Source organism: Pyrobaculum ferrireducens (assembly GCF_000234805.1).
Classification (GTDB): domain Archaea; phylum Thermoproteota; class Thermoprotei; order Thermoproteales; family Thermoproteaceae; genus Pyrobaculum; species Pyrobaculum ferrireducens.
This window is the reverse complement of the sequence record NC_016645.1, coordinates 192725-213923: the sequence shown is the minus strand read 5'-3', so window position 1 is coordinate 213923 and position 21199 is coordinate 192725. Positions and strand designations below refer to the sequence as shown.

Genomic DNA, 21199 nt, shown 5'->3' with positions numbered 1-21199 from the left:
GTCCGGGGAATCACCAGGGACCCCCCAGGCCCCTAGGGACGCCCGGAGAGCAGAAAGGGGGCATAAATAAAGTCAACACCTCCTCATTTTTACGTAGGTTGTGTACAGCTTGGGGGTGCCGCCGTACGGGCCCGGCTCGCCTCTCGCCACCGCGTTGATGGGCTTACCTTTTAGATCTCTGCCGATGCCGTAGTATGCCAACACGCCGCGCGGGACGTCTGGGCTCTGCCTAGCCCTCAGGACCACCTCGCCGGCGTCGTTGTACAGCACCACGCAGTCGCCGACGTAGTCCTCGGGGTTTACATAGATCACGGGCTCAGGTTCGCCGTAGACGTCTCTAAACTGGCTGTTTGTGTAGAGTGGGTTTGGGGGGAAGGTTAGTATGTAGAGCCCCTCGGGGGGCCTTCTGTACTGTGGCAGGGGGTGTAGCCCGCGGCTGGCGGCGGTTACGCTGTAGAACTCCACCCTGCCCGTCGCCGTGGGGTAGCTGTAGTAGTCGGGGCTTCTCAGCTTGACGACGCCCCGCTCCTTGAGCTCCTTAAGCGTGACGCCGGTGCCCTTGATGGCTCTGTCCACCGCGTCCCAAGGATCTTCCTTCATTAATGGGTGCTCGGCGGCGCCTAGAAGCTCGGCGAGCTTCTTCACCACCCACGTCTCCCTCCTCGCCTCGCCGGGGGGGTCGGCCACTGCTGAGTTGTACACGAGGTAGTTGTGCCAGTAGCTGTACACCACATCGTCCTTTTCGAGGTAGAGGGGGGCGGGGAGCACTATGTGGGCGGCCTCGGACGTCTCGTCCATGAGGGGGGTGTGCACAGCCAGAGTAACGTCGCCCCTCGCCGCGGCCTCCGCTATTCTATCCCCTTGGGGGAGCGTCAGCACCGGGTTGGCGTTCCACACGTACACCACGTCGAACTGCTGTATTAACGTACCGACGAGGCCCATGGGCACCGTTCTGCTCGGCTTGGAGGCGTAGAGGCCGCGGAGGTACGCGAAGTCTATCCCCCACGCCCCCGTGTTGGAGTAGTAGAAGCCCCCGGGATCCCCCAGCAACGCGTGCAGTAGCGATATGGCCCTCGCCGCCTCGCCGCCGTTCTCAGTGCGGCCAATGGCGAAGCCAATGACTGTCACAGGCTTCTTGAGGTAGAACTCAGCCAGCCGGTGGAGGACCTCTCTGGGCACCCCCGCCTCCTCCTCCACGTACTTGGGGGTGAAGCTCTCTATGTACTGTCTAAACTGCTCAAAGCCGTATGTGTACCTCTCCACGAACTCCCTGTCGTAGGCCTCCAGCCGGATTAACTCCCGGGCGAGGCCCAGCGCCAGCACGACGTCCCGCCCCGGCCTCACGAGGACGGGGAGGTCCACGTGCTTCATCGTGTTTGTCCACAACACGTCCACGGCGGCGGTAGGCTTCCTCCCCCTCTTGGCCAGGGCCCAGCCGTGGATGAAGGAGGCCGCCGCGTCGAGGGCCCAGAAAACCACCGGCCTCCTCCCCAGCTCCTCGGGCATGGCGCCGTAGGACCTCCCCCAGTGTAGCTTAATCGCCTCGTGCCCCTCTGCGCTACATATCGAATAGTCGGTGGAGGCGGTTTTGAGGAGGTTGAAAAGCCTCTGGGGGTAGTACCACGTCAGCAGGCCCTGGTTCCCGTCGTAGTCTATGTGCAATACGCGGCTCGGATCGGCCTCTCTGATCCTCTCCGCGAGCTCGGACAAGGCGCGGCCCCAGCTGACCTCCACCACCTGCCTCTCCCCTCTGAGCAGAGGTGCCTTCACCCTCCTCGGCGAGGCGAGGCGCTTCACATCCGCACGCCCCCTCGCGCAGGTGAAGCCAAGGGTTGGAAACTCGCCTATCGGCGTCAGTCTGAGGCCCCCGTTGCCCGCCTCCGCCTTGAATATACAGGTGTCGTAGCAGTCCCTCGTGCAAGCTACGACTGGCATATACTTCCCGACTTCCCTTCTTAAGCTGTTCTCTTGTGGAGCCTTTTTAGGAATTGTCTAAAACGCTCCGTGGCTGGGTTGTATAAAATGTCGGGGGGGCCCTCCTCCACGATCTTGCCCCCGTCGAAGAAGACCACCCTGTCGGCCACGTCTAGGGCGAAGTCCACTTCGTGGGTAACTATCAGCATAGTCGTCCCCCTCCGCGCGACGTCTTCCAGCACCTGTAGCACCTCCTCCACGAGCTCGGGGTCGAGGGCGCTGGTGGGCTCGTCGAGCATCAGCAACCTGGGCCTTATGGCCAGCGCCCTCGCTATGGCTACCCTCTGTTGTTGCCCGCCGGAGAGCTGTAGGGGGTAGGACCTGGCCTTCTCCAAGAGGCCCACCACCCTCAGGGCCTCTTCAGCCCTCTGGAGGGCCTCGGCGCGGGTGAGCTTGTGGACTTTTACGAGGGGGAGCACGATGTTGTCCACCACTCTGAGGTGCGGGAAGAGGTTGTAGTGCTGAAATACAAAGCCGATCTTTTTCCTAACCTCCATGAGGGTTTGCGGCGAGACCTCGACGCCGTCGATCACCACGCGGCCGCTTCTGGGCTTTACCAGCCAGATAAGCGACCGGAGGAAGGTGGATTTGCCTGAGCCGGAGGGGCCCATTATCACCACCTTCTCCCCCTGTGCCACGTCGAGATCCACGCCTTTCACAACCTCCAAGGCTCCGTAGGACACGTGGAGGTCTCTTACGGAGACTATGGCGGACATGGCCTATATTATGCCTCTTCTTAAATATCCAGGTATGGCGTACTTCCGCTCGATGAGGTGGCTGATCTTCACCATGGTGTAGCAGATTATGAAGTATATAGTCGCGGCCGCCATGTAGGCTTCGAAGTAGGCGAATTTAGACGCGGAGTAGTAGTCTGCTCTTCTAAATATGTCGGGGGGCGTGACGCCTATGACGGCCACTAGGGAGGAGTCTTTTATCAGGAGGACCAGCTCATTCATCAGGGCGGGGAGGGCGATTCTAAGGGCTTGAGGCATGATGATGTGGCGAAACGTCTGGGTTTTCGTAAAGGCGTAGGCCTCGGCGGTTAGGTACTGCTCCATAGGGATGGCTTGGACCGCCGAGCGGAATATCTCGGCTTGGTAGGCGGCGCTGTTGAGCCCCAAGGCTATCACCCCGGCGGTGAACGGATCTATGTTAATGCCGTAGCTCTTCAAGTAGCCTCCCACCCCGAAGTATATTATGAATATCTGCACCAGGAGGGGTGTTCCGCGGAACGCCTCTACGTAGGCGGAGGCCAGCCAAGGCAGCGGCTTCGGCAGGAAGAACCTGACCAGCAGGAGTATGGAGCCCAGAACTAGCCCTATTACAAAAGAGAGGAGTGCAAGAGACATGGTTGTGGGTATGCCGAGTACGACGTATTGAAGAGCTTCTAAATAGTTTTCTATAGCCATACCGCGGCTAGTTCGCCGATTTAAAAAGCTTTTTACGGCGCGGCTGATTTATAACCTACTATCTGGCGCGCGACGTGGCTTATATCAGACTCGCCGAGGTGGAGACAGATCTAAAAAACGCCGTTGTGAGACACGGCATAGGTCACCTGCTCGGTGTCGACATCGCGGTGGTCTACAATCCCAACTCCCGCTCCCGGGCTGTGGCGAGGATCTGGGGGCTAAACAAGATATTTCAGGAAGTCTACGGGCTACGCCCCCTCTACGTCGTGGAGCTTCTGAGACACTTCGCAGAGCTTAGTTGCGAGGCGAGGGTCCGGGCTGTGGCCCATGAGCTGGCGCACATACCCTCTACAGGTAGCGGGGCGCTGAGGCCACACAATAGATACTTCTGGAGGGACTACAGGAGATACGTCAAGCTTTTTAAATGCGACGACTTTCCCTCTCTCAAAAAGCAACTATAGGCTTAAAAAACACGAGGCAACGAAATACGTGTACTACCTCGCAGACGCCAGGCTGAAAGCCGCTGTGGAGAAATTCACAGCAGACCTCACGTTGAAGTGCAGAACTGTATACCAGCTCTACAAGCTGTATAAACAAGGCCTCGTGACTCAGAAAGTAGGCGAGCGGGCGCGGGAAATCCTCGAGACAGAGTGCCCGAAAGACCTAATCGAGCTTATAGCCCCCACCGTGGACTAGATCCATCCTCTTGTTTTCATTGTTTTGTATATTCTCTCTAGGGCTGTGACTATCGCTACGTCTCTCATAGTCCACTGCTTTTCCCTTTCCCACCTCTGGTATACCCGGTTGAAGTTGGTGGTCATTATAGACTCCAGCCTGCGCCTAGTCTCTTCCTCGTCCCATATATACCACTGGAGATTCTCCACCCACTCCAAGTAGGACATCACCACCCCCCCGGCGTTTGCAAGGATGTCTGGCACCACCAAGACACCCCGCTGGTACAAAACCCGCTCAGCCTCCGGCGTAGTAGGGCCATTAGCCCCCTCCACCACAACCCTAGCTCTAACACCACCCACATTATCCCCACGAATAACATTCTCAATAGCAGCAGGAATAAGCACGTCGGCCTCTACATAGAGCGGGAGATCTGTACTCTCGCTTTTCTCCCCCTCAAGCTCCAGTATCGATTTCTCGCGCGTATAGACTTTCAAAATTTCGTCGGCAGGTATACCCACCTTATTGAAGACAGACCCCTTGGTATTCGACACCGCTACGATCTTCGCCCCCATTTTCTCCAGCCAGTAGGCGGCCCATGCGCCCGTGTTTCCCGCGCCGTGGATGGCGACAGTTCTACCCTCGATCCCACCCCACAGCTTGTCGGCCGCCGCCTTCGCCGCCGCCGCCACTCCGAAGCCTGTGGCGTATTCTCTTACTGGGTTTCCCCAGAGCTCTGGGGGTTTGGAGGTGAATACGCCGGGCACGTTGTAGCCCTTTAGTTTGGAGTATTCGTCTACCATCCATGCCATTATCTGGGCGTTTGTCCCCACGTCTGGGGCTGGGATGTCAACCACGTCTCCTATCAGCGGGGCTATGGCTCTGGCGTAGCCTCTCGACAGTTCTTCAAGCTCCCGCTGGGAGAGCTTCTTGGGGTCAACTCTAACAGCCCCCTTAGCCCCTCCGTAGGGAAGACCCGCGAGGCTGTTTTTAAGCGTCATCAAAACAGCCAAAGCCACGTCGTCGGCAAGAGTAACCTCAGGATGAAAACGAACACCACCCTTAAAAGGACCAAGAACGTCACAATGCTGAACACGATAACCCTCAAACACCTCGTACCTGCCGTTATCCATTTTCACAGGGATAGAGACTTGGAGTATTCTCTTCGGCTTAGAAATTATTTTATAGAAGTCCTCTGGAAAGCCGCCGAGCTCAACCCCTCTCTTCAAGTTTTGAAGCACGTAGCTAAGGAATTTACCGTTTTCCGCCATATTGAGACATATTATGATGTGTTAATAAATATTTACAAACCATATATATATACCATATTTATACTGCGTGGCGTTGAAAATATATGAAATTCGCACAGCAACGAGACGGAAAATTACTGCGAATGTTCAACAAGTTGCGCAGTAACTTCTTCCGTACTATAGAATTGATGCAATATACTTCCCTACTTCTATTGTTGAGCTTCTGCCACCAATATCTGGAGTTTTTATACCAGCCTCTAAACTTTTCTCAACAGCTCTTCTTATGGCTTCGGCGGCGTCTCTCCTCCCAAGCCATTCAAACATCAAGGCGGCTGAGAGTATTGTGGCGATGGGGTTGGCCACCCCCCTGCCGGCGATGTCGAAGGCCGCCCCGTGCACAGGCTCGAACATGGCCTTATAGTCGCCGATGTTGCCGCTCGGCGCTAGGCCTATCCCCCCGGCCACCTGCGCCGCGAGGTCGGTTAATATATCGCCGTACTGGTTGGTCGTCAAAACCACGTCGAACCTCGCGGGGTTCCTCACAAGCTCCATAGCCGCCGCGTCGACGTACATCTGGTCAACTTCAAGCCCCTTCAGCTCCTCCAGCGCCACGTCTCTAAAAAAGCCGTCTGTGATCCTCAGCACGTTGGCCTTGTGGACGACAGTCACCTTCCGCCGCCGCGCCTCGGCGTAGCGCCTCGCCACCCTCGCCACGCGCCTCGTGCCTTGTTCGGTAATGACCTTAAGCGCAATGGCGACGCCCCCCACTTTATACTCGGCGCCTACATACACGTCCTCCACGTTCTCTCTGACGAACACGCAGTCTATATCCTTGACCGCAGGCACGCCGGGCAGGTTCTTCACCGGCCTGATATTTGCGTAAAGGGTGTACCGCATCCTAATTAGCGAAGTCACGTCGTAGGCAGATTCGCCGATAGGGCCTTTAAAAATGACGTCGGCGGCGTCGGCGAGTTTCAAAACATCCTGCGGCATCGCGGCGCCGTATTTCCTCAAAGCAACGTCGCCAGCCTCTCCCGTCTTTATCTCAAACTCAACGCCGTATCTAGACGCCGCGGCCCTTATGACATGCATAGCCGCCTCCACAACCTCCGGCCCGATGCCGTCGCCGGGGATTACCAGTAGTCTATACGGCATGAGTCGCTGAAACTCCCCGGTTATATCTATTCACGAGTTCCCTAAGCACCACCTCGTCGACTCTGACCTTCCTCACAGCCAGCTCCTTGACGGCGTCCAGCACGTAGTCCACCAGCTCGTCGCTCGGCTCCACGCCCATGTTCTTCAACGCCCACGCCACTGAGTGCCGGCCCGAGTGCTTGCCCAGCACAATCCTCCTTTTATTGCCAACGTCTTCGGGCCTCATGGGCTCGTAGGTGAAGGGGTTGTTCAGCACCCCGTGTACGTGGATGCCCGCCTCGTGGCTAAAGGCGTTTTCCCCCACCACCGCCTTGTTAGGCGGGACCGGCACGCCGAACAGCTTAGAAACCAGCTGAGACAGCCCGTACAGCTTCTCAAGCTTTACGTTAGTTCTCAAGCCCAGGAGGTAGTGCACCGCCGCCACCACCTCCTCCAGCGCCGCGTTGCCCGCCCTCTCGCCGAAGTTGTTAACCACAACCTGCGCCACGTCCGCGCCGTTTTCAATGGCGGTGACCGTGTTGGCCACAGCCATGCCGAAGTCGTCGTGGCAGTGCACGTGCATAGGCACAGGAGGCAGACGCTCCTTTAGGTACCTCACCAAGTAGGCCATTCTGCTGGGGGTCATGACCCCCACGGTGTCGGGCACGTTTATCTCGTCAGCCCCCGCCTCAACGGCCCTCCTATAAGCCTCCGCCAGGTACTCCAAGTCGCTCCTCGTCGCGTCCTCCGCGCTGAACAAGACCTCCACGCCGTGGGACTTCGCATAGGACACCACCTCCTCTATCCTCCTAAGAGCCTCCTCCCTGGAGATGCCTAGCTTGTACTTCAGATGGATGTCGGAAGTCGCGATAAATACGTGGACCATGTCCACGTCGGCATCCAACGCGGCGTCCACGTCGGCTTTAGACATCCTGGCTAGGCTGACTACCTTTGCGGTGGAAACCTCCTTAGAGATCTGCCTAATCGCCATCTTCTCGTCTCTCGAAACGGCGGCGAAGCCCGCCTCAATCATATCCACACCAGCCTCGTCCAGCGCCAAGGCGATCTGGAGCTTCTCGCCGGGGGATAAGGCGACGCCGGGCATCTGCTCGCCGTCTCTCAGAGTTGTATCGAAGATCCTTATTGTACGAGCCCCGAAGCCATATGTGCCTAAATCTGCATCTATATAAATCTTTCCTCTTATATATCACCCACAAGGAATGTATATATACCCACGCCCATTAGCCACTCTATGAAGATTAGAGGGAGGGCAATTACATACGGCGACAAAATCGACACAGATGTCATTATCCCTGCTAAATATCTCGTGTACACAGACCCAGCCGTGCTGGGCCAACACGCCATGGAGCCACTCGACCCAGAGTTCCCCAAGAAAGCGAAAGGCGCGGTCTTGGTAGCCGGCAAGGCGTTCGGCATGGGCTCATCGCGGGAACAAGCTGCCATCGCCCTAAAGGGCGCCGGGGTGCTGGCCGTGGTGGCGGAGAGCTTCGCCAGGATATTCTTCCGAAACGCCGTCAACGTGGGGCTCCCAGTCCTCCAAGCGCCCGGAATAAGGCAGAGGGTCAGGGAGGGAGACGAGCTAGAGGTCGATGTGGAAAGCGGGACTGTGAAGAACCTGACGACGGGCGAGGATGTAGTGGGCAAACCGCTGAGAGGCCTGCCTCTTGAGATACTGAAAGCAGGGGGACTCCTCAGCTATCTAAAGAGACCTCAGTAGACATTTCATTTTGGTTTTTGGCATATGCCCATGGCGGCGCATACGGGTTCTATGCGCATGAGGGTGTCTAGGGCGCCGCCGGTGAGGCGTATCTTTTTCAGCTTTCCCCCTTCTTTACTGACTGACCACCCCTCTATCCCCAGGGTTTTCAGCACAGTTGCCGTCCTCGCGTAGTCCGCCTCGCGCTCTTTCTCTGTGTCGCCGCGTATAATTACATAGCCATAGATCATGCCGTCAGTGATCTTGAAGAAACTCGCATCCTTTTCTAATGTAACTTCGCTACTCTTTTCCACAGCCACCCCCTGCCCCTCCTCGAACACCCTTGCCCTTATCTTAACGACTAGGTGCTCCCTCGTCTTGCTTTGCTTTACGCCAGCCTCTACCTCCTCGACGCATACCTTCACTCTCTTGCCCTCTACCTCAACCTCCTTCTCGAAAGGCGGCTTTACGGAGCCCCACTGCTCTCCCTCCCGGAAGTATTCCTCCGTTTGCCATGTTCGAAAACGGTATGTCTGGCTACTCCGTTCACTACCCCGAAAGCGAAATAATAGACAATATTAACCAACTTTTTGAGAATTAGTAAAGCGAAAAACTTAAATGTTGCTTTTTCTTTCGTCTCTTATGAAAAGTGTGGGGATTTCTCAGAAAGTGTATGAGAAACTGAGGGAGTTGGGGAATCTCTCAGCATCTAAGAAAATAGAGGCCTTATTGGAACTATGTGAAAGACATAAAGAGGAATGCATAGAGCTATTGAAGAGCAAATATGCAGAGTAACATATCTCTGTTATTTGCCACAAAAAAAGGTACAAGGCTTAAAGTTAAGCTTTTGGATAATGCCGTAGATTGGCTGAAGTATTACTATTGTATAGGCCGCGTTGACAGGATAATAGTAATTGAACTAAGCGAGAGAAAAACGTCGGATAACTGCAAACAGGCAATACTGTCTTACAGAACATTGCTTATTCCAATCAAGAAGGACTTAATGCCTGACGGTACTTACGTGCTGAAAAAATTAGATGAGACGAGGTGGGTGATAGAGCTGAGATAATACATGCCTAGGGGCATTTCACATAAAGTAGCTGAGAGGGTCAACGAGATATATGAGTATGTAAACAATGTAGCTTGTGTCTTAGAATCTGAAATATCGAGAGTCATAGGTTTAACTTCTACCGAGGCCTACTATGCTTTAAATTTTATAGCCGCCTACGCACCTCCACACCCTTCGCCTCGGCTTCTCTTAGGAGCATTTCTTTCAGCCGCTGGGCCTTCTCCCTCGCCTCGCCATCTCCGTGTAGGGCGAGCCACCCGATGTACTTAAGGCCGTCTACGGTAATGCGTACGTAGCCCGGCCTGCCCCCCTCCGGCTCCCTAGCGGTGAAGTGTACTATGCACCAGTCGCCTTCGCATCTATCCCGCATGCCCAGCCCCCGCAGAAACTCCACCACCTTGCTGAAGGACTGGGGGTCGTTGGGTCTATATTGTACTACCACGGCGCCGTCTTCTGTCAGCTTTACGGAGAACTTTACCTCTCCCCACTCCGGCATGCCCCTCTCAAACTTCGCGGCTAGGCGTCTGTAGGCGTCTTCCGCCAACACGCCCACCTCTCTGCACCACAGAAGGAACTCAGCCACAGCCTTTCTAACCGCCTCGTGCACAGACTCGGCGGCTAGGGCGTTTGTTGAGACGTTTATGTACCACATGTCGCGGCCTAGCGATTTGTGGTAGTATTTACCTACCTCAGCCCTCACCCCAGTAGCCCTAAGCACCGCCGCCCTCCGCTCGGCCTCCTCGCGGTTGGTGGTGTCGAGGCGAAGCCTTACTGCGTTGTGTTCACCTAGGCTTATCGGATACTCCGCCGCCGCGCCGTCCGCCTCGACAACCAGCCTAGCCCTTGGCCTCCCGCCCTCTGCGGTGAATCCCTCCACCAGCGCTCCTACCCTCTCCGCCCTCGCCATGTCGGCCATCTTCTCAACCTTTGAATAAATCTGTTCATCGCTCTTCACCTCTTTAAGCATACGCTCAAGAGCCGCTAGATACGGCTCTAGAGGTTTTTGTGGAGTGGCTCTCCTCGATTTCGCCCATGGGATCTGCGTTTAGAGTGGCGTACGACACATGCGGAGGTAGTAGCTCATGTATAGAGGCGATACACGGCGCTGTGAAGCGGGCCGTGGAGAGGGGCCTCGTGGAGGGCGAGGCGAAGCTGGCCAGCGGCTGGCTGGTGCCAACAAGCCAACTCCCCTCTCTAAAACCCGCAGTCTTGATGTACAAAGCCGTGATGGAGGGAGAGGGAAAGCTGGGAGTCAAGAAGGGGAGGGGTGCGAGAAGGAGGGGATAATTCACGCATTTAGGGTTAATTACCTAAGAGACCTCAGTAGACGTCTTCTACAATTATCACAGAAGAAAGGAGATTTGTAATCTGTGTCAAGCAACGAGTTGCTGAAGTGCATTACGCATCTGGGGTTTTGACAGTGGCCGAGGCCGTATAGGTGTCCTGCCTCGTGTGTAATTTCTTTTACTAGCCTCTCCTCGAACCGGGGCCCTCTGAGTCTGGCCGTGAAGACGGCGGCCGTCTTAAGGGCGGGCGCCGCGAGGCCAAAGACGAAGTTCAGCCCCGGGTAGTAGCCGTCGCAGTCCACGACGTAGACGGTGGGCTCCGCGACGCCGCTGGACAGGGCGGCGACGAGTTTATCTGCTCTGCACTGGCCCCTCGCGGGCTCTATAAACTTCGTATATGGGATCTCCGCGGCGCGCCACTCCACGTCGAATTCGGGCACCTCCAGCGGCCCCACGCCTGGGGGGGCCGCCACCACTAGCCTAGGCCTCATTTCTATAGACGAGGTACTGGGCGGCGGGGCACGCGGCGCTACACATAAGACAGCCGATGCACTTGCTCTCGTCCACCTTGAAGGATCTGCCGGGGCCTGTCCTCCTCAAGGCGCCGGTGGGGCACCACCTCACGCAGAGGTCGCAGTCGCCGCATATGGCAGACCTCACGAGTAGGCCGGCGGCGTCCAGCGCGGTTTTTCTGTCGACGCCGTGGATAAGCCACAGCCTCCCCAGTCTCTCCAGCTTGACGACGCCCTTCTTTGTGTGGACCGCCGTGCCCTCAACCCTCCCCATCATCTTCAGCAACTCCCCCAGCGTCTCCATATTCGGCTCGCCGTCGATATGTATTTTCAACGCCCCGCCGCCGCCCTCTATTCTGACGGGCAACGGCTTGCCCTCGTAGTTCTTAACCCACCTGGCCATGTCCCCCGGCACCCTCCCCCGCCACCTCCAGAGCCCCCACCGGATCTCCTCCTCGCTGTACTGCCTCCTAAGCGCCTTCTCCATCTTGTCGTAAACCTCTGGGTAGCTCCTCTTCACAAGCTCCAGCTCGGCCAGCTCGTTCGCGGGGCACACCACGCATCCCAGCCTGTCGAAGCCTTTCTCATACGCCTTGTTGTACGGAAGCTTGTGGAGGAATATGTAGAGCCACACCTCCAGCGCCGTCCAGTCCTGCAGAGGCGCCGCCACTATGGAGCCGGCGGCCCACCTACTTGGAGACACCCTGGGGAGCCTGGCCCTCTGGAGAGACTCGGCCCCCCTCTGCCCAACCACGCTGATGTAGCCCTCGGGGAACCTCGACTTGAGAGCCTCAGCCGTGGGCCCCAGCTTAATAACCTTGCAACACCACCTGTAGTCCCGCGCGGGCGGGCCGAACCTCTCCATGGCCTCCCAGAACCGCGTTCCCGCCGACCCGGTGACGACCTCGACGCCGTATCTCTCGGCCACCACCTTCAAGTTTTCATAAGTCTCGGGGGGCTCCAGCCCCGTGTCGTTGAAGTAGATGAGGAAAGCCACCCCGCTCCTCGCCGTCAAGTCAAGCGCGACTAGGCTGTCTTTCCCGCCGGAGTAGGAGACGACCACCGGCTTTCTGTACTTCGCCGCGACGGATTTTATAAACTCCACAGCCTCAGCCGCCTTCGCCTCTATATACTCTCGGTTGAACTCCGCGGCCTCGGCTAGAGAAGAGGGCCTCCCCGGCGGAAGCGGCTTCCTGGCCCGCCACGACTTGACCACGTGGAGCCGCCTCCCCCGGAAGAGCTTCGCGACGCCGTGCGTCCTGCCGTCGGCGGTGGCCACCGCCACATGTCTAAACTTTTCCTCCGGCAGGCGCCCCTCCACCACCCTCTCCGGATGTATGTCGTATCCCTCCGGGAGATCAGCCATGTCGACAACAGCCCAGTACCCCCTCCTCATGTCTAGAGCCGTGGCCACCCCCTCGTACAGCGGTCTGAACCTCCACCGGCCCTCCAACACGTCGTAAAACCTGTGGCCGATGAGCCTCCCCCTCACCACCACCTCGTCGGCCTGATCGGCGTAGCCAGGTATCTTGTTTAAGAGAACCACCTCGTCTCCGGGCACCAGAACCTCCGCGAGCTCCCAGTCCCCCAGCTCGTTGGCCACTGCCTCTCTCGTAATGGCTATATCCGCGGGGAAAGCCGGCCTCGGGTCGGCCGGTTGGGTCAGCCTAACTTCTATAAAGCCGTTGCATCTATCCGCCGCCCTCTTGGGGTCCAGCACCGGGATGTTTAAATCCTCGCACCACCAGAGAGGCACCTGGAGATACGAGCTGTATAAATTAAGCTTTATAGCTACTCTATATACGTGGCGAAGGTTTATAAATAGGTGGATTTCGCCATTTATGCACCAGGGGAAAGAAGGGTCAAGATCCTCGACTCCACTCTGAGAGAGGGCGAGCAAACGCCGGGCGTCGTATTTTCAGAAGAGTGGCGTGTTAGAATCGCCAAGGCGCTGTCCGACATCGGCGTTGGAATGATCGAGGTGGGGGATCCCAACGTCGCCCCCGACATTAAATCCGCCATTAAGAGGATTGTCCAGCTGAAGAAGGAGGGGGTCATCCAGAGCGAGATTGTGGTGCACAGCCGGGCGGTTAAGCAGGATTTGGAGACGGCGGCGTCGCTGGAGCCCGACCGGGTGGCGGTGTTCTACGGCGTGAGCGACATCCACCTGAAGTACAAGCACCGGAAGACGAGAGAGGAGGCCCTCTCAATAATCGCAGACATGGTGTCCCTGGTGAAGGCCCACGGAGTGTCTGTGAGGTTCACGGCGGAGGACGCGTCTAGGGCTGACCTAGACTACCTTATACAGGTGGTGAAGATCGCCCGGGACGCCGGGGCCGACAGGGTGAGCATAGCAGACACCGTGGGCGTGTTCACGCCGGAGAGGGCGCGGGAGTACTTCTCCAAGGTGAAGGCCGCGGTGCCCGACGTGGGGTTAGACATACACGCCCACAACGACTTCGGCATGGCTGTGGCCAACAGCCTCGCGGCGGTCGAGGGCGGGGCCGACGTGGTGCACACCACAGTCAACGGCCTTGGGGAGAGGGCGGGCATAACGCCTCTGCAGGTCTTCGCCGCCGCCTATTACTACCACAAGGGGGTCAAGCTGGTGAAGCTTGAAAAGCTACCGGAGATCACCGCCATGGTCGAGGCGGCCACCGGCATCACGCTGATGCCCACCTTCCCCGTGTCTGGGGAAAACGCCTTTACCCACAAGGCGGGGGTGCACCAGGCAGGTGTGCTGTCCAACCCGGAGACCTACGAGCCCATCCCGCCGGAGGTCGTCGGGAGGGCTAGAGACTTCTCCCTGGATAAGTACAGCGGGAGGAAGGCAGTCCAGCACCGCCTGGAGAGGCTGGGCATCTCCGTGCCGCCGGATGTCGTCGACAAGGTTGTGGAGGAGGTAAAGAGGAGCAACGTGCCCAGACTTAGAGACGAGGACCTCCTGGAGATTCTGGAGAGGGTCACAAATATGAAGTTCAAGGCCATTGTAAATAGACACATAGAGGCCTTCGTCTGGCTGAAGGTGGCGAACAACGTCTACACCACGTCAGTGGCTAGGCGGGTCGCCGCGTTGAAAAATGTGGTGTCTGTATCTGAGATCACCGGCGACTACGACGTGGTGGTGAAGGTTGTCGCCGAAAACGCGGAGGAGCTAAACCGCGTGATTGAAAACATAAGAGAGATCAAGGGCGTGGCGGCGACGCTGACAAGCCTAGTTCTAAAAGAGCTACCTGTCAACTCCCATACTATATAGCGGACAGGGTTTCTATACATATCAACGTTTTTAATAGCCGGGGGTTTGTCTCTCTATGAGGCACCTCCTGACGCTTATGGAGTTCGCCCCGCATGAGGTGGAGTACCTACTACGCCTCTCGAGAGATTTCAAGACGCGGTATCTGGCTGGGGAGGTCTACACGCCTCTGTTTCCAGGGAGAATTGTACTGCTCTATTTTGAGAAGCACAGCACGAGGACCCGCCTGTCTCTCACCGCGGCGGCGGCTCAGCTGGGGATGCAGGCGGTGTACACCACGCCGAGCGAGCTCCAGCTGGCGAGGGGGGAGACCATCGCAGACACCATGAGGGTTGTGTCGAGGTACGCCGCGGCCGTCGCCGCCCGGGTATATAGACACGAGACTCTTGAGGAGATGGCTCGCCACAGCTCTATACCGGTGATAAACGCGCTGTCCGACAGACACCACCCACTCCAAGCCCTGGCAGACGCCTTGACGCTGTGGGAGAGAGCCGGCCGGCTCCACCACGTCAAGGTGGCTTTTGTAGGCGACGTCTCTAACAACGTAGCCACGAGCCTCGCGGTTGTAGGCGCCAAGCTGGGCTGGGAGGTGAGGCTGGTGGGGCCGAAGCAACTGTGGAACCAGAAGCTGGTGGACGAACTCGCCGAGGACCTCTCCAAGACCGGGGGCAGGATCTACTTCACAGACTCGATAAACGAGGTGGCCGATGTGGACGGGGTCTACACAGACGTCTGGGTCTCCATGGGCTTTGAGAAGGAGGCGGAGGAGAGGAAGCGCCTTCTGAAGCCCTACCAGGTCAACCAGAGGGTGATGGATATCGCGGGGAGGAGGGCCGTCTTCCTACACTGCCTACCGGCCCACAGAGGCGAGGAGGTAACAGACGAGGTCATCGACGGCCCCCAGTCAGCCGTCTGGGACCAGGCGGAGAACAGGATGCACACGGCAAAGGCCGTCTTCGCCTACCTCCTAAAATAAGGCCGGGGCGCTCTGCCACCGCAACTGCGTCGGGCACATGGGTGGGGCGCGGCGGGGCTACGTATTTAATTTGATGGGGCTTTCAACTTCTGAGGTACGGTCTTGGATCTACTATCTTCCCCTCGGCGGCCGCGGCGGCGGCGACGGCGGGGTTTGCTAGATATACCTTAGAGTCGGGGTGGCCCACCCTCCCCTTGAAGTTTCTATTACTCGTCGTCACCACTACCTCGCCAGGCCCGGCGACGCCGAAGTGTCCGCCGAGGCAGGGGCCGCAAGTGCCGTAGGTTACTACGCAACCTGCCTCTGTCAAGACGTCTATGTAGCCGAGCTTCATAGCCCTCCTGAATATCTCGTAGCTGGCGGGTATGGCTATGCATCTGGTCTTCACCCGACGGCCCTTCAGAATCTTGGCTGCAATCTCCACGTCGCTGAGCCGCCCGTTGGTGCAACTACCTATAAACACCTGGTCCACCTCCACGCCCTCCACCTCCCTCACGGATTTTACGTTGTCTACGCTGTATGGCGCGGCCACCAGCGGCTCAAGCCTCCCGAGCTCCACCGTGTACTTGTCGGCGTATTTGCCGGGCTCTATGCTGGGCGGGGTGTAGTCCACTCCTCTCTCCGTCTTCAGATAGCTGGCGGTGACTGAGTCTGGGATGAACATCAAGGCGTCGGCGCCCATCTCAGTGGACATGTTGGCCACGGTCGCCCTGTCGTCCATTGGGAAGGCCTTTGGCTTCTCTACAAACACCTCTACCGAGTACCCGTTGAAGCCCTCCGCCCCGAACTGGGCCAGTAGGTGCAGAGCCACGTCCTTCCCCACCACGCCCGGGGGGAACTCCCCAGCCACGTCTACTCTAAAAGGCGTGGGGACCACGAGCCAAGTCTTGCCGAGCTTCAGCGCGGCGGCTATGTCCGTGGCCCCCATGCCGTGGGCGAAGGCGCCCACGGCGCCGGCGGTGTTGGTGTGGCTGTCGGCGGCGAAGATCACCTGCTCCGGAAGCGCGTACTTCTCCAGTATTATCTGGTGGAGTATGCCGCCCCCCACGTCGTAGAAGTTGGGTAGGCCCAGCGACTTGACGTGCTTTCTTATGTAGACCATGATCTCCGCCGCCCTCTGGTTAGGCGCCGGCGAGAGGTGGTCAAAGGCCACCACTACGCGGCCCTTATCGAAGACCTCCACCTTCCCCATGTGTTCCAGGACTTCGAGAACGTGGTAGCCAGTCAAGTCGTGGAACCCCACGAGGTCCGGCACCACCTCGACGACGTCACCTGGCGAGGGGACGCGGCCAATTTTTTTGTAGAATATGTACTCGGTCCAGGTTGGCATATAGCCCCGTAGATTTCTATATAAAAAGTTGTCTTCAGGTGAAAAATGGTGGGGTTTCTCTCAGCGGCTGAGTGCGGCGGTGGCGGCGGCGTAGGCGTCTACCAGCCCGTATCCCGTGAAGACGTCAAAGCCGGGCGGCCCGATGTCTCTGGCTGTGGAGGTGATTACTTGGTAGACCTCGTCTGGGGTGAGCATGGGCTTCCCCGCGGCTAGCCTCAGCGCCTGTATCAACGCCACGACACCTGTTACATGCGGCGTAGCCATGGAGGTGCCAGACATGTAGGCATATCTCCCGCCGGGGTAGGTAGATAGTATGTTCACGCCGGGGGCCGCCACGTCTACCTCAGGACCGTCGCTACTCCACGTGGGCGTGGCGTAGTTCTGATCCACGGCGGCTACCGCTATGACCCAGCTGTACCTAGCGGGGTACGCGACGTTGTCTGTGGCGGGGTTGCCGTCGCCTGAGTTTCCGGCGGCGGCCACCTGCACCGCGCCTTGCTGATACGCCCAGTACGAGGCGTCCCTCAGCACTGAGGAGTCCGCCGAGCCGCCGAGAGACATGGAGAGTATCTTCGCGCCGGCCTTTACAGACTCGATTATGCCCTCAGCTATATCGCTGTAGTAGCCCGAGCCCGAGTCGCTGAGGACTTTCACAGCCATTAACCTCACCTTCGGCGCCACGCCTGCCACGCCTGTGTTGTCCAGCGAGGCGGCGATTATGCCCGCCACATGGGTGCCGTGTCCATTTCTATCGGCGCAGTTCCTTAGATCCGTGCCTTTGTACAGCCTTGTACCTACCGTGTAGATACAGTACACCACCTTGCCGTACAGCTCGGGGTGTTTGTAGTCGATTCCCGTGTCCAGAACCGCCACGGTTACGCCGTAGCCAAACGCCGCGTCTCTAAGCGTGGTGAAGTAGTTGTCCCACACCAAGGGGGCGTTGACCATCTTGACGTTCCACTGAACGTCTGCATAGTCGCCGAAGCCCACTGCACGCGCGACGCCGTCCTCCTCTACGTACCTCGCGTTTTTCAGCTTGTCTTTAAGCTCCTTGACTTTGTGATCGGGCACGTTGAGCACAACCGCCTTTATCTCCTTTAGGTGCTTGAGCATCTTCACCTCCCCCGTCTTGTTAAGCTCTGCCAATTCCTTAGTGGGGGGCGCGTCGACGTATCCAACTACTATCCGGGCGGCGTGGGCGAAGACCACCAGCAACACTATCGCCACGAGCACCACTACTTTAGACGACATGGAAGGAGGAATGTCCACAGTTTTATATATTGCTGTGTCAGGTCATTAACTCATTAATGATTGCAGATACGCGTTTTTGGACCTTCTTGGAGACGCCGATGTTTCTGGCGGTGTCGAGGACCTCCGCCCCTATCCTCAGCTGTAGATCCAGCTCGTTGAAGTACTGAGGCGCTTGTCTAATGGTGAGTCTGCCCTCCCACTGGATTAGGTGGAGGACTTGGAGGATCTCTACGAAGTTTATCCTGCCTATGGGGTTGAAGGGCGGGAGGCGGGGCCCCCTCTCCCCCCTCCTGTTGGAGAGGTAGATTTCTCTTATGTAGCCGCTGAGGGCGATGAGGGAGGTGTATATCTCCTTGACGCCGCGGGCCTTCACGGGGTCGTACACTATCCTAGCGGCGGTGGTCCTCACCTGGCGGGCAACCGTCTCCACGTCTTTTATCCTCGTCATCGGCGGCGTTCCATATACCCAGTTGACCTCCACGCCGTACCCCACGGCCCTGTCGTAGAATCTGGCAATGTCTTCGAGGGAGGGGGGCGGCGGGATAACCAGCCTCTTGACCTCCAGCGCGTCTGCAAGCATTACGTACCAGTCTAGCTTCTCTATGGACACCGGCGGCAGAACCAGCGCCTCTGGCCGCGTCTCCTCCAGCTCCACCGCAACGGCTATTGGGGAGCGGGAGGTGTCCAGCGGCCCGGTGTCTAGGACGAGGGGGGCGCCCCGCTCGCTCACCAGCCTCAAGAACTCCCTCCACCTCCCCCGCCGCTTTAGATATACCTGAAACTTCATACCAGCCCCGCCGCCGCCTCAGCCGCCGCAACCGCTCTGCAGACTACCTGAGCCGCGTCTAGACTCTCCTCCCCGAGGCTGTATCTAGCCGCGGCCCTCTCCAACAGCCACCTGTTTTCAAAATCGCCGTGTGGAAAGCCGCCGACCACCACTACGGAGTTTAGCACATCGACGCCTATTTCGTAGAGGGGCTTCCTCGAGCCGGATTCGTGAAACACAACCCACCTACCCCCCAACTCGCCTAGGAGGTCCCCCAGCCCCTCTCTGCGGAGCTCCATAAGCGGCTCACCCCGCGGGGGCACCCTCCCGAGGGCGTATAGCTGCTCCACAAGTGAGACGAAGTTGTTGTAGTTCTTGGGAATGCGGGCTCTGGGGTCCACAGCTATTACGTAGCCGTCGCGTGTGTGTATATACGCCCTCCCCATGCCCCTCCTCGTGTGGAGGCTGTACTGGAAGACCAGCAGAACTTGGTGGACTATGTCGGGCCTCCCCCTCCTCTCAGCGTCGACTAGCCCCGACATGGCTGGGTGGTGCCTCGCCCTGTCTAGCAAAATCTCGCCGGGCCTCTTCCCCCTCCGCCTGGCGTCTGCCAGCACCGCCGGGTGCCGCCAGAGCTCCCTCGGCACGAGCTCAAGGGCAGACTCGGCCAAGACCAGGATCACGAAAAGAAGCTCTTCTCCAGCTCCTCTAGGTCGGACAGTATCGCATTTACCGCCCTCTGCACAGCGTCTAGCGGGTTGCCCCTCTTCATCTTTATTTTGAAGTATACGTTTTCCTGCAGGGGGTGATCTACGTCGAACTGCACGTACTCCACGTCGGGGTCGTTTGAGAGGTACTCCACGAGGGGGGAGAATAGGGTGTACGTGTCCCCCCTGGCCTTGATCTCTAGGTAGCGGTCATCTAGCTTCAGGATTTCGATCTGCAACACGCCTCAAACCACCTAGACTTATTTAAATTTTGATTGAAGCATACGCCTAGCCTCCTCCAGTCTGTACCTCAAGCTGATGACTCCGCCTCTGTTCAAAAACCCCTCGCTTACTAGCTCCTCTACTGCCTTCTCCACCGGCAGACCCTTTGCGAAGGCGTAGACAACGGCTACCTTCTTGGCCTGGGGGGTGAGCGGTAGCTTCTCAGCCTCTTCATACAGCCTTGACAGCTTTTCAGCTGTGGAGAGCACCTCCTCGTAGCTGGCGGATGTTACTAGGACGTCTCCGCGGACTGTGGAGGGGCGCCCCGTCGCAGATAGGGCGTCTGCAACTGCGTCGGGGGGCACAGGCCTCACCAATTCCGCATCTCTAAACAACACAAGGAGGGGGATTTGGAGACTTCGCCGGGCGCCCTTGGCGAGGCCCGCCAAGCTCTTCACCACGGCGGCGGCGTCTTTAAGCTCCCTGGCGTCGCCCTCCAGCTGGATGTAGACGTGTGTAAGGCGCGTGTTCACTAAGTAAGGCGTCTTCACGTGTCTCTCCAGCAGTGTGAGGAAGCGCTCCACCTCCTCTCTCGTTCGGAATTTGAAAGACAGAGTTAAATACACCTACTCCCCACGGGGCTGGGGTTAAAAATTTAAAGAAGCCGATGAAGACAAGCCATGAGGAAGATAATAGTGACGCCAGGCGAGCTGGTGGCATACGCCGAGGAGTTTGAGACAAAGGGCGCGGTGTACGCCGTCGACTACCGGTACATAGCCGCGGCGCTGGGGGTCGCGGCGTACGACGAGAAGACCCACACGGCCGTTGTAAAGCCGGTGAGGCCGCCCGCGATTCCGCAGACGGGCTCCGTAGTCTACTGCCAGGTCACCGGCGAGGGGAGGAGGGCCTACCAGTTGAGATGCTTCGCAGTTGAGGAGGGCAGGGGGCCCTCTGAGCTGAAATATATAGTATCCGGCGTCTTGCCGCACTTCTTCTCAGACGGCGAGGTGGGCATAGGAGACTACATAAGAGGGAGAGTTGTGTCAACACGCGGGCCTCCCATCGTCGTCTCTATAAGAGGCCCCACCTACGGCGTGGTGCTGTCCCGCTGCCCCAGGTGCGGATCTGTACTGAGGAGGAGGGGCTCCGCGCTGTACTGCCCCAACTGCGGTGTGGAGGTTAAGAGAAAGATGGCAATAGGGCACTATTCCACGTAACTTTTATAAAAACACTAAACTATCGACTTGGTGGAGTCTATTTTAAAAGAACTCAAGCAGTACTGGGGCCAGTTTACCTCCACAGACATCGCAAAGGCCTTCAACGCCGAGTTAGAGAAATTCGAAAAGTGGCTAAGAGAGGTGGGTGTGAAGCTCTTCTCGATAAGGGCGAGAGAGGCGGCTGAGAGGGGCAACCCAGTCGCTAGAGACTACCCCGAGCAGTACGTCAAGGGGCTCGTGAGGAGGGGGCAGGCCAAGATTTTGGTAAATATGTTCGCCGCCTACCTAGTCCACAACGGGTTAACGACACAGTACTGGCTAATACGCAATAAATATGTAGCAGGCGGCGAGTCTATAGCCACGTGGCTCAGACTCCTCAGAAAAATATAATAGAGGGCAGGAGGGAGATAGAGGTGATGCAGGTCTTTAGTTCGGATTGGTGAAGAGGAACCCA

The 21199-nt window shown here is 57.9% G+C and carries 26 protein-coding genes; 10 read left to right on the top strand and 16 right to left on the bottom strand.

The features are described from left to right. Nucleotides 1-72: 72 nt before the first annotated feature. Genes P186_RS01115 through P186_RS01105 form a run of 3 tightly spaced genes read right to left on the bottom strand, consistent with a single transcriptional unit; the run spans nucleotide 73 to nucleotide 3383 of the window. Nucleotides 73-1935 (bottom strand): molybdopterin-dependent oxidoreductase, encoded by a 1863-nt coding sequence (locus P186_RS01115; protein WP_014287531.1) that lies wholly within the window; start codon nucleotides 1933-1935, stop codon nucleotides 73-75. A gap of 20 nt (nucleotides 1936-1955) precedes the next feature. Then, a complete protein-coding gene (locus P186_RS01110) occupies nucleotides 1956-2690 on the bottom strand; it encodes an amino acid ABC transporter ATP-binding protein (protein ID WP_014287530.1) in 735 nt (244 codons plus the stop codon). Nucleotides 2691-2693: 3 nt separating this feature from the next. Then, complete coding sequence (locus P186_RS01105; RefSeq protein ID WP_014287529.1) at nucleotides 2694-3383, bottom strand: amino acid ABC transporter permease; 690 nt, start codon at nucleotides 3381-3383, stop codon at nucleotides 2694-2696. A gap of 74 nt (nucleotides 3384-3457) precedes the next feature. On the opposite strand from P186_RS01105, the gene P186_RS01100 reads away from it, so the two are divergent. Next, nucleotides 3458-3844 (top strand): putative metallopeptidase, encoded by a 387-nt coding sequence (locus tag P186_RS01100; protein ID WP_014287528.1) that lies wholly within the window; start codon nucleotides 3458-3460, stop codon nucleotides 3842-3844. A gap of 28 nt (nucleotides 3845-3872) precedes the next feature. After that, entirely contained in the window at nucleotides 3873-4079 is a 207-nt protein-coding gene (locus P186_RS01095) for a hypothetical protein (RefSeq protein ID WP_014287527.1), read from the top strand. On the opposite strand, the gene P186_RS01090 is transcribed toward P186_RS01095, so the two are convergent. The 3 genes from P186_RS01090 to P186_RS01080 all read right to left on the bottom strand — a co-directional run bounded on the left by P186_RS01090 (nucleotide 4076) and on the right by P186_RS01080 (nucleotide 7625). After that, nucleotides 4076-5326: a Glu/Leu/Phe/Val family dehydrogenase gene (locus tag P186_RS01090; RefSeq protein WP_014287526.1), complete on the bottom strand. Its 1251-nt coding sequence runs from the start codon at nucleotides 5324-5326 to the stop codon at nucleotides 4076-4078. The two genes, P186_RS01095 and P186_RS01090, sit on opposite strands and share 4 nt — an antisense overlap. Nucleotides 5327-5482: 156 nt before the next feature. Continuing rightward, nucleotides 5483-6460, bottom strand: coding sequence for an isocitrate/isopropylmalate dehydrogenase family protein (locus P186_RS01085; protein WP_014287525.1), 978 nt, complete (start codon nucleotides 6458-6460; stop codon nucleotides 5483-5485). Continuing rightward, entirely contained in the window at nucleotides 6450-7625 is a 1176-nt protein-coding gene (locus tag P186_RS01080; protein WP_420835143.1) for a homocitrate synthase family protein, read from the bottom strand. Before P186_RS01080 ends, P186_RS01085 begins: the two co-directional genes overlap by 11 nt. A 66-nt stretch (nucleotides 7626-7691) precedes the next feature. Between P186_RS01080 and P186_RS01075 the strand changes: the two genes are divergently transcribed. Then, nucleotides 7692-8177 (top strand): 3-isopropylmalate dehydratase small subunit, encoded by a 486-nt coding sequence (locus P186_RS01075; RefSeq protein ID WP_148682580.1) that lies wholly within the window; start codon nucleotides 7692-7694, stop codon nucleotides 8175-8177. 5 nt (nucleotides 8178-8182) lie between these two features. Here P186_RS01075 and P186_RS01070 read toward each other — a convergent pair whose 3' ends face one another. Beyond that, a complete protein-coding gene (locus P186_RS01070) occupies nucleotides 8183-8581 on the bottom strand; it encodes a hypothetical protein (RefSeq protein WP_014287521.1) in 399 nt (132 codons plus the stop codon). 217 nt (nucleotides 8582-8798) lie between these two features. Between P186_RS01070 and P186_RS13720 the strand changes: the two genes are divergently transcribed. Both P186_RS13720 and P186_RS01065 read left to right on the top strand, forming a co-directional pair. Further along, the gene (locus P186_RS13720; RefSeq protein ID WP_158307119.1) at nucleotides 8799-8951 is read left to right on the top strand and encodes a hypothetical protein; all 153 of its coding nucleotides are present in this window, start codon (nucleotides 8799-8801) and stop codon (nucleotides 8949-8951) included. After that, nucleotides 8941-9225: a hypothetical protein gene (locus P186_RS01065; RefSeq protein ID WP_014287519.1), complete on the top strand. Its 285-nt coding sequence runs from the start codon at nucleotides 8941-8943 to the stop codon at nucleotides 9223-9225. Before P186_RS13720 ends, P186_RS01065 begins: the two co-directional genes overlap by 11 nt. Before the next feature lie 145 nt (nucleotides 9226-9370). On the opposite strand, the gene P186_RS01060 is transcribed toward P186_RS01065, so the two are convergent. Further along, nucleotides 9371-10192 carry a PaRep2b protein gene (locus P186_RS01060; RefSeq protein ID WP_014287518.1) on the bottom strand — a complete coding sequence of 274 codons (822 nt, stop codon included), beginning with the start codon at nucleotides 10190-10192 and terminating at the stop codon, nucleotides 9371-9373. Between the two features lie 38 nt (nucleotides 10193-10230). Between P186_RS01060 and P186_RS01055 the strand changes: the two genes are divergently transcribed. Next, nucleotides 10231-10512, top strand: coding sequence for a hypothetical protein (locus P186_RS01055; RefSeq protein WP_014287517.1), 282 nt, complete (start codon nucleotides 10231-10233; stop codon nucleotides 10510-10512). A 19-nt stretch (nucleotides 10513-10531) separates the two neighbouring features. On the opposite strand, the gene P186_RS01050 is transcribed toward P186_RS01055, so the two are convergent. Together P186_RS01050 and P186_RS01045 are read right to left on the bottom strand one after the other, a co-directional pair. Then, nucleotides 10532-11002 carry an archaemetzincin family Zn-dependent metalloprotease gene (locus P186_RS01050; RefSeq protein ID WP_014287516.1) on the bottom strand — a complete coding sequence of 157 codons (471 nt, stop codon included), beginning with the start codon at nucleotides 11000-11002 and terminating at the stop codon, nucleotides 10532-10534. Next, nucleotides 10992-12779 (bottom strand): phosphoadenosine phosphosulfate reductase domain-containing protein, encoded by a 1788-nt coding sequence (locus P186_RS01045; RefSeq protein WP_148682579.1) that lies wholly within the window; start codon nucleotides 12777-12779, stop codon nucleotides 10992-10994. The genes P186_RS01050 and P186_RS01045 overlap by 11 nt, the downstream gene beginning before the upstream one ends. A 69-nt stretch (nucleotides 12780-12848) precedes the next feature. On the opposite strand from P186_RS01045, the gene lysS reads away from it, so the two are divergent. Continuing rightward, nucleotides 12849-14279 carry a homocitrate synthase gene (gene lysS / locus P186_RS01040; protein ID WP_148682578.1) on the top strand — a complete coding sequence of 477 codons (1431 nt, stop codon included), beginning with the start codon at nucleotides 12849-12851 and terminating at the stop codon, nucleotides 14277-14279. Between the two features lie 55 nt (nucleotides 14280-14334). Then, nucleotides 14335-15252, top strand: coding sequence for an ornithine carbamoyltransferase (gene argF / locus P186_RS01035; protein ID WP_014287513.1), 918 nt, complete (start codon nucleotides 14335-14337; stop codon nucleotides 15250-15252). A gap of 82 nt (nucleotides 15253-15334) precedes the next feature. Here the strand turns inward: argF and P186_RS01030 are convergent, their stop codons facing one another. The 6 genes from P186_RS01030 to P186_RS01005 are packed head-to-tail and all read right to left on the bottom strand — an operon-like array spanning nucleotide 15335 to nucleotide 20154. After that, complete coding sequence (locus P186_RS01030; protein WP_014287512.1) at nucleotides 15335-16582, bottom strand: 3-isopropylmalate dehydratase large subunit; 1248 nt, start codon at nucleotides 16580-16582, stop codon at nucleotides 15335-15337. A 60-nt stretch (nucleotides 16583-16642) separates the two neighbouring features. Beyond that, on the bottom strand, nucleotides 16643-17833 hold the full coding sequence (locus P186_RS01025; RefSeq protein WP_014287511.1) for a S8 family peptidase: 1191 nt from the start codon (nucleotides 17831-17833) through the stop codon (nucleotides 16643-16645). A 37-nt stretch (nucleotides 17834-17870) separates the two neighbouring features. Further along, nucleotides 17871-18620 (bottom strand): apurinic/apyrimidinic endonuclease family protein, encoded by a 750-nt coding sequence (locus P186_RS01020; protein WP_014287510.1) that lies wholly within the window; start codon nucleotides 18618-18620, stop codon nucleotides 17871-17873. Beyond that, nucleotides 18617-19282, bottom strand: coding sequence for a ribosome biogenesis protein (locus P186_RS01015; RefSeq protein WP_014287509.1), 666 nt, complete (start codon nucleotides 19280-19282; stop codon nucleotides 18617-18619). The genes P186_RS01020 and P186_RS01015 overlap by 4 nt, the downstream gene beginning before the upstream one ends. Further along, the gene (locus P186_RS01010; protein ID WP_014287508.1) at nucleotides 19279-19548 is read right to left on the bottom strand and encodes a DNA-directed RNA polymerase subunit L; all 270 of its coding nucleotides are present in this window, start codon (nucleotides 19546-19548) and stop codon (nucleotides 19279-19281) included. The genes P186_RS01015 and P186_RS01010 overlap by 4 nt, the downstream gene beginning before the upstream one ends. A gap of 18 nt (nucleotides 19549-19566) precedes the next feature. Then, nucleotides 19567-20154 carry a DUF2067 domain-containing protein gene (locus tag P186_RS01005; RefSeq protein ID WP_014287507.1) on the bottom strand — a complete coding sequence of 196 codons (588 nt, stop codon included), beginning with the start codon at nucleotides 20152-20154 and terminating at the stop codon, nucleotides 19567-19569. A 54-nt stretch (nucleotides 20155-20208) separates the two neighbouring features. Between P186_RS01005 and P186_RS01000 the strand changes: the two genes are divergently transcribed. Both P186_RS01000 and P186_RS00995 read left to right on the top strand, forming a co-directional pair. Next, the gene (locus tag P186_RS01000) at nucleotides 20209-20745 is read left to right on the top strand and encodes an exosome complex RNA-binding protein Csl4 (RefSeq protein WP_014287506.1); all 537 of its coding nucleotides are present in this window, start codon (nucleotides 20209-20211) and stop codon (nucleotides 20743-20745) included. Between the two features lie 30 nt (nucleotides 20746-20775). Further along, nucleotides 20776-21135 (top strand): hypothetical protein, encoded by a 360-nt coding sequence (locus P186_RS00995; RefSeq protein WP_148682577.1) that lies wholly within the window; start codon nucleotides 20776-20778, stop codon nucleotides 21133-21135. Nucleotides 21136-21199 lie beyond the last annotated feature (64 nt).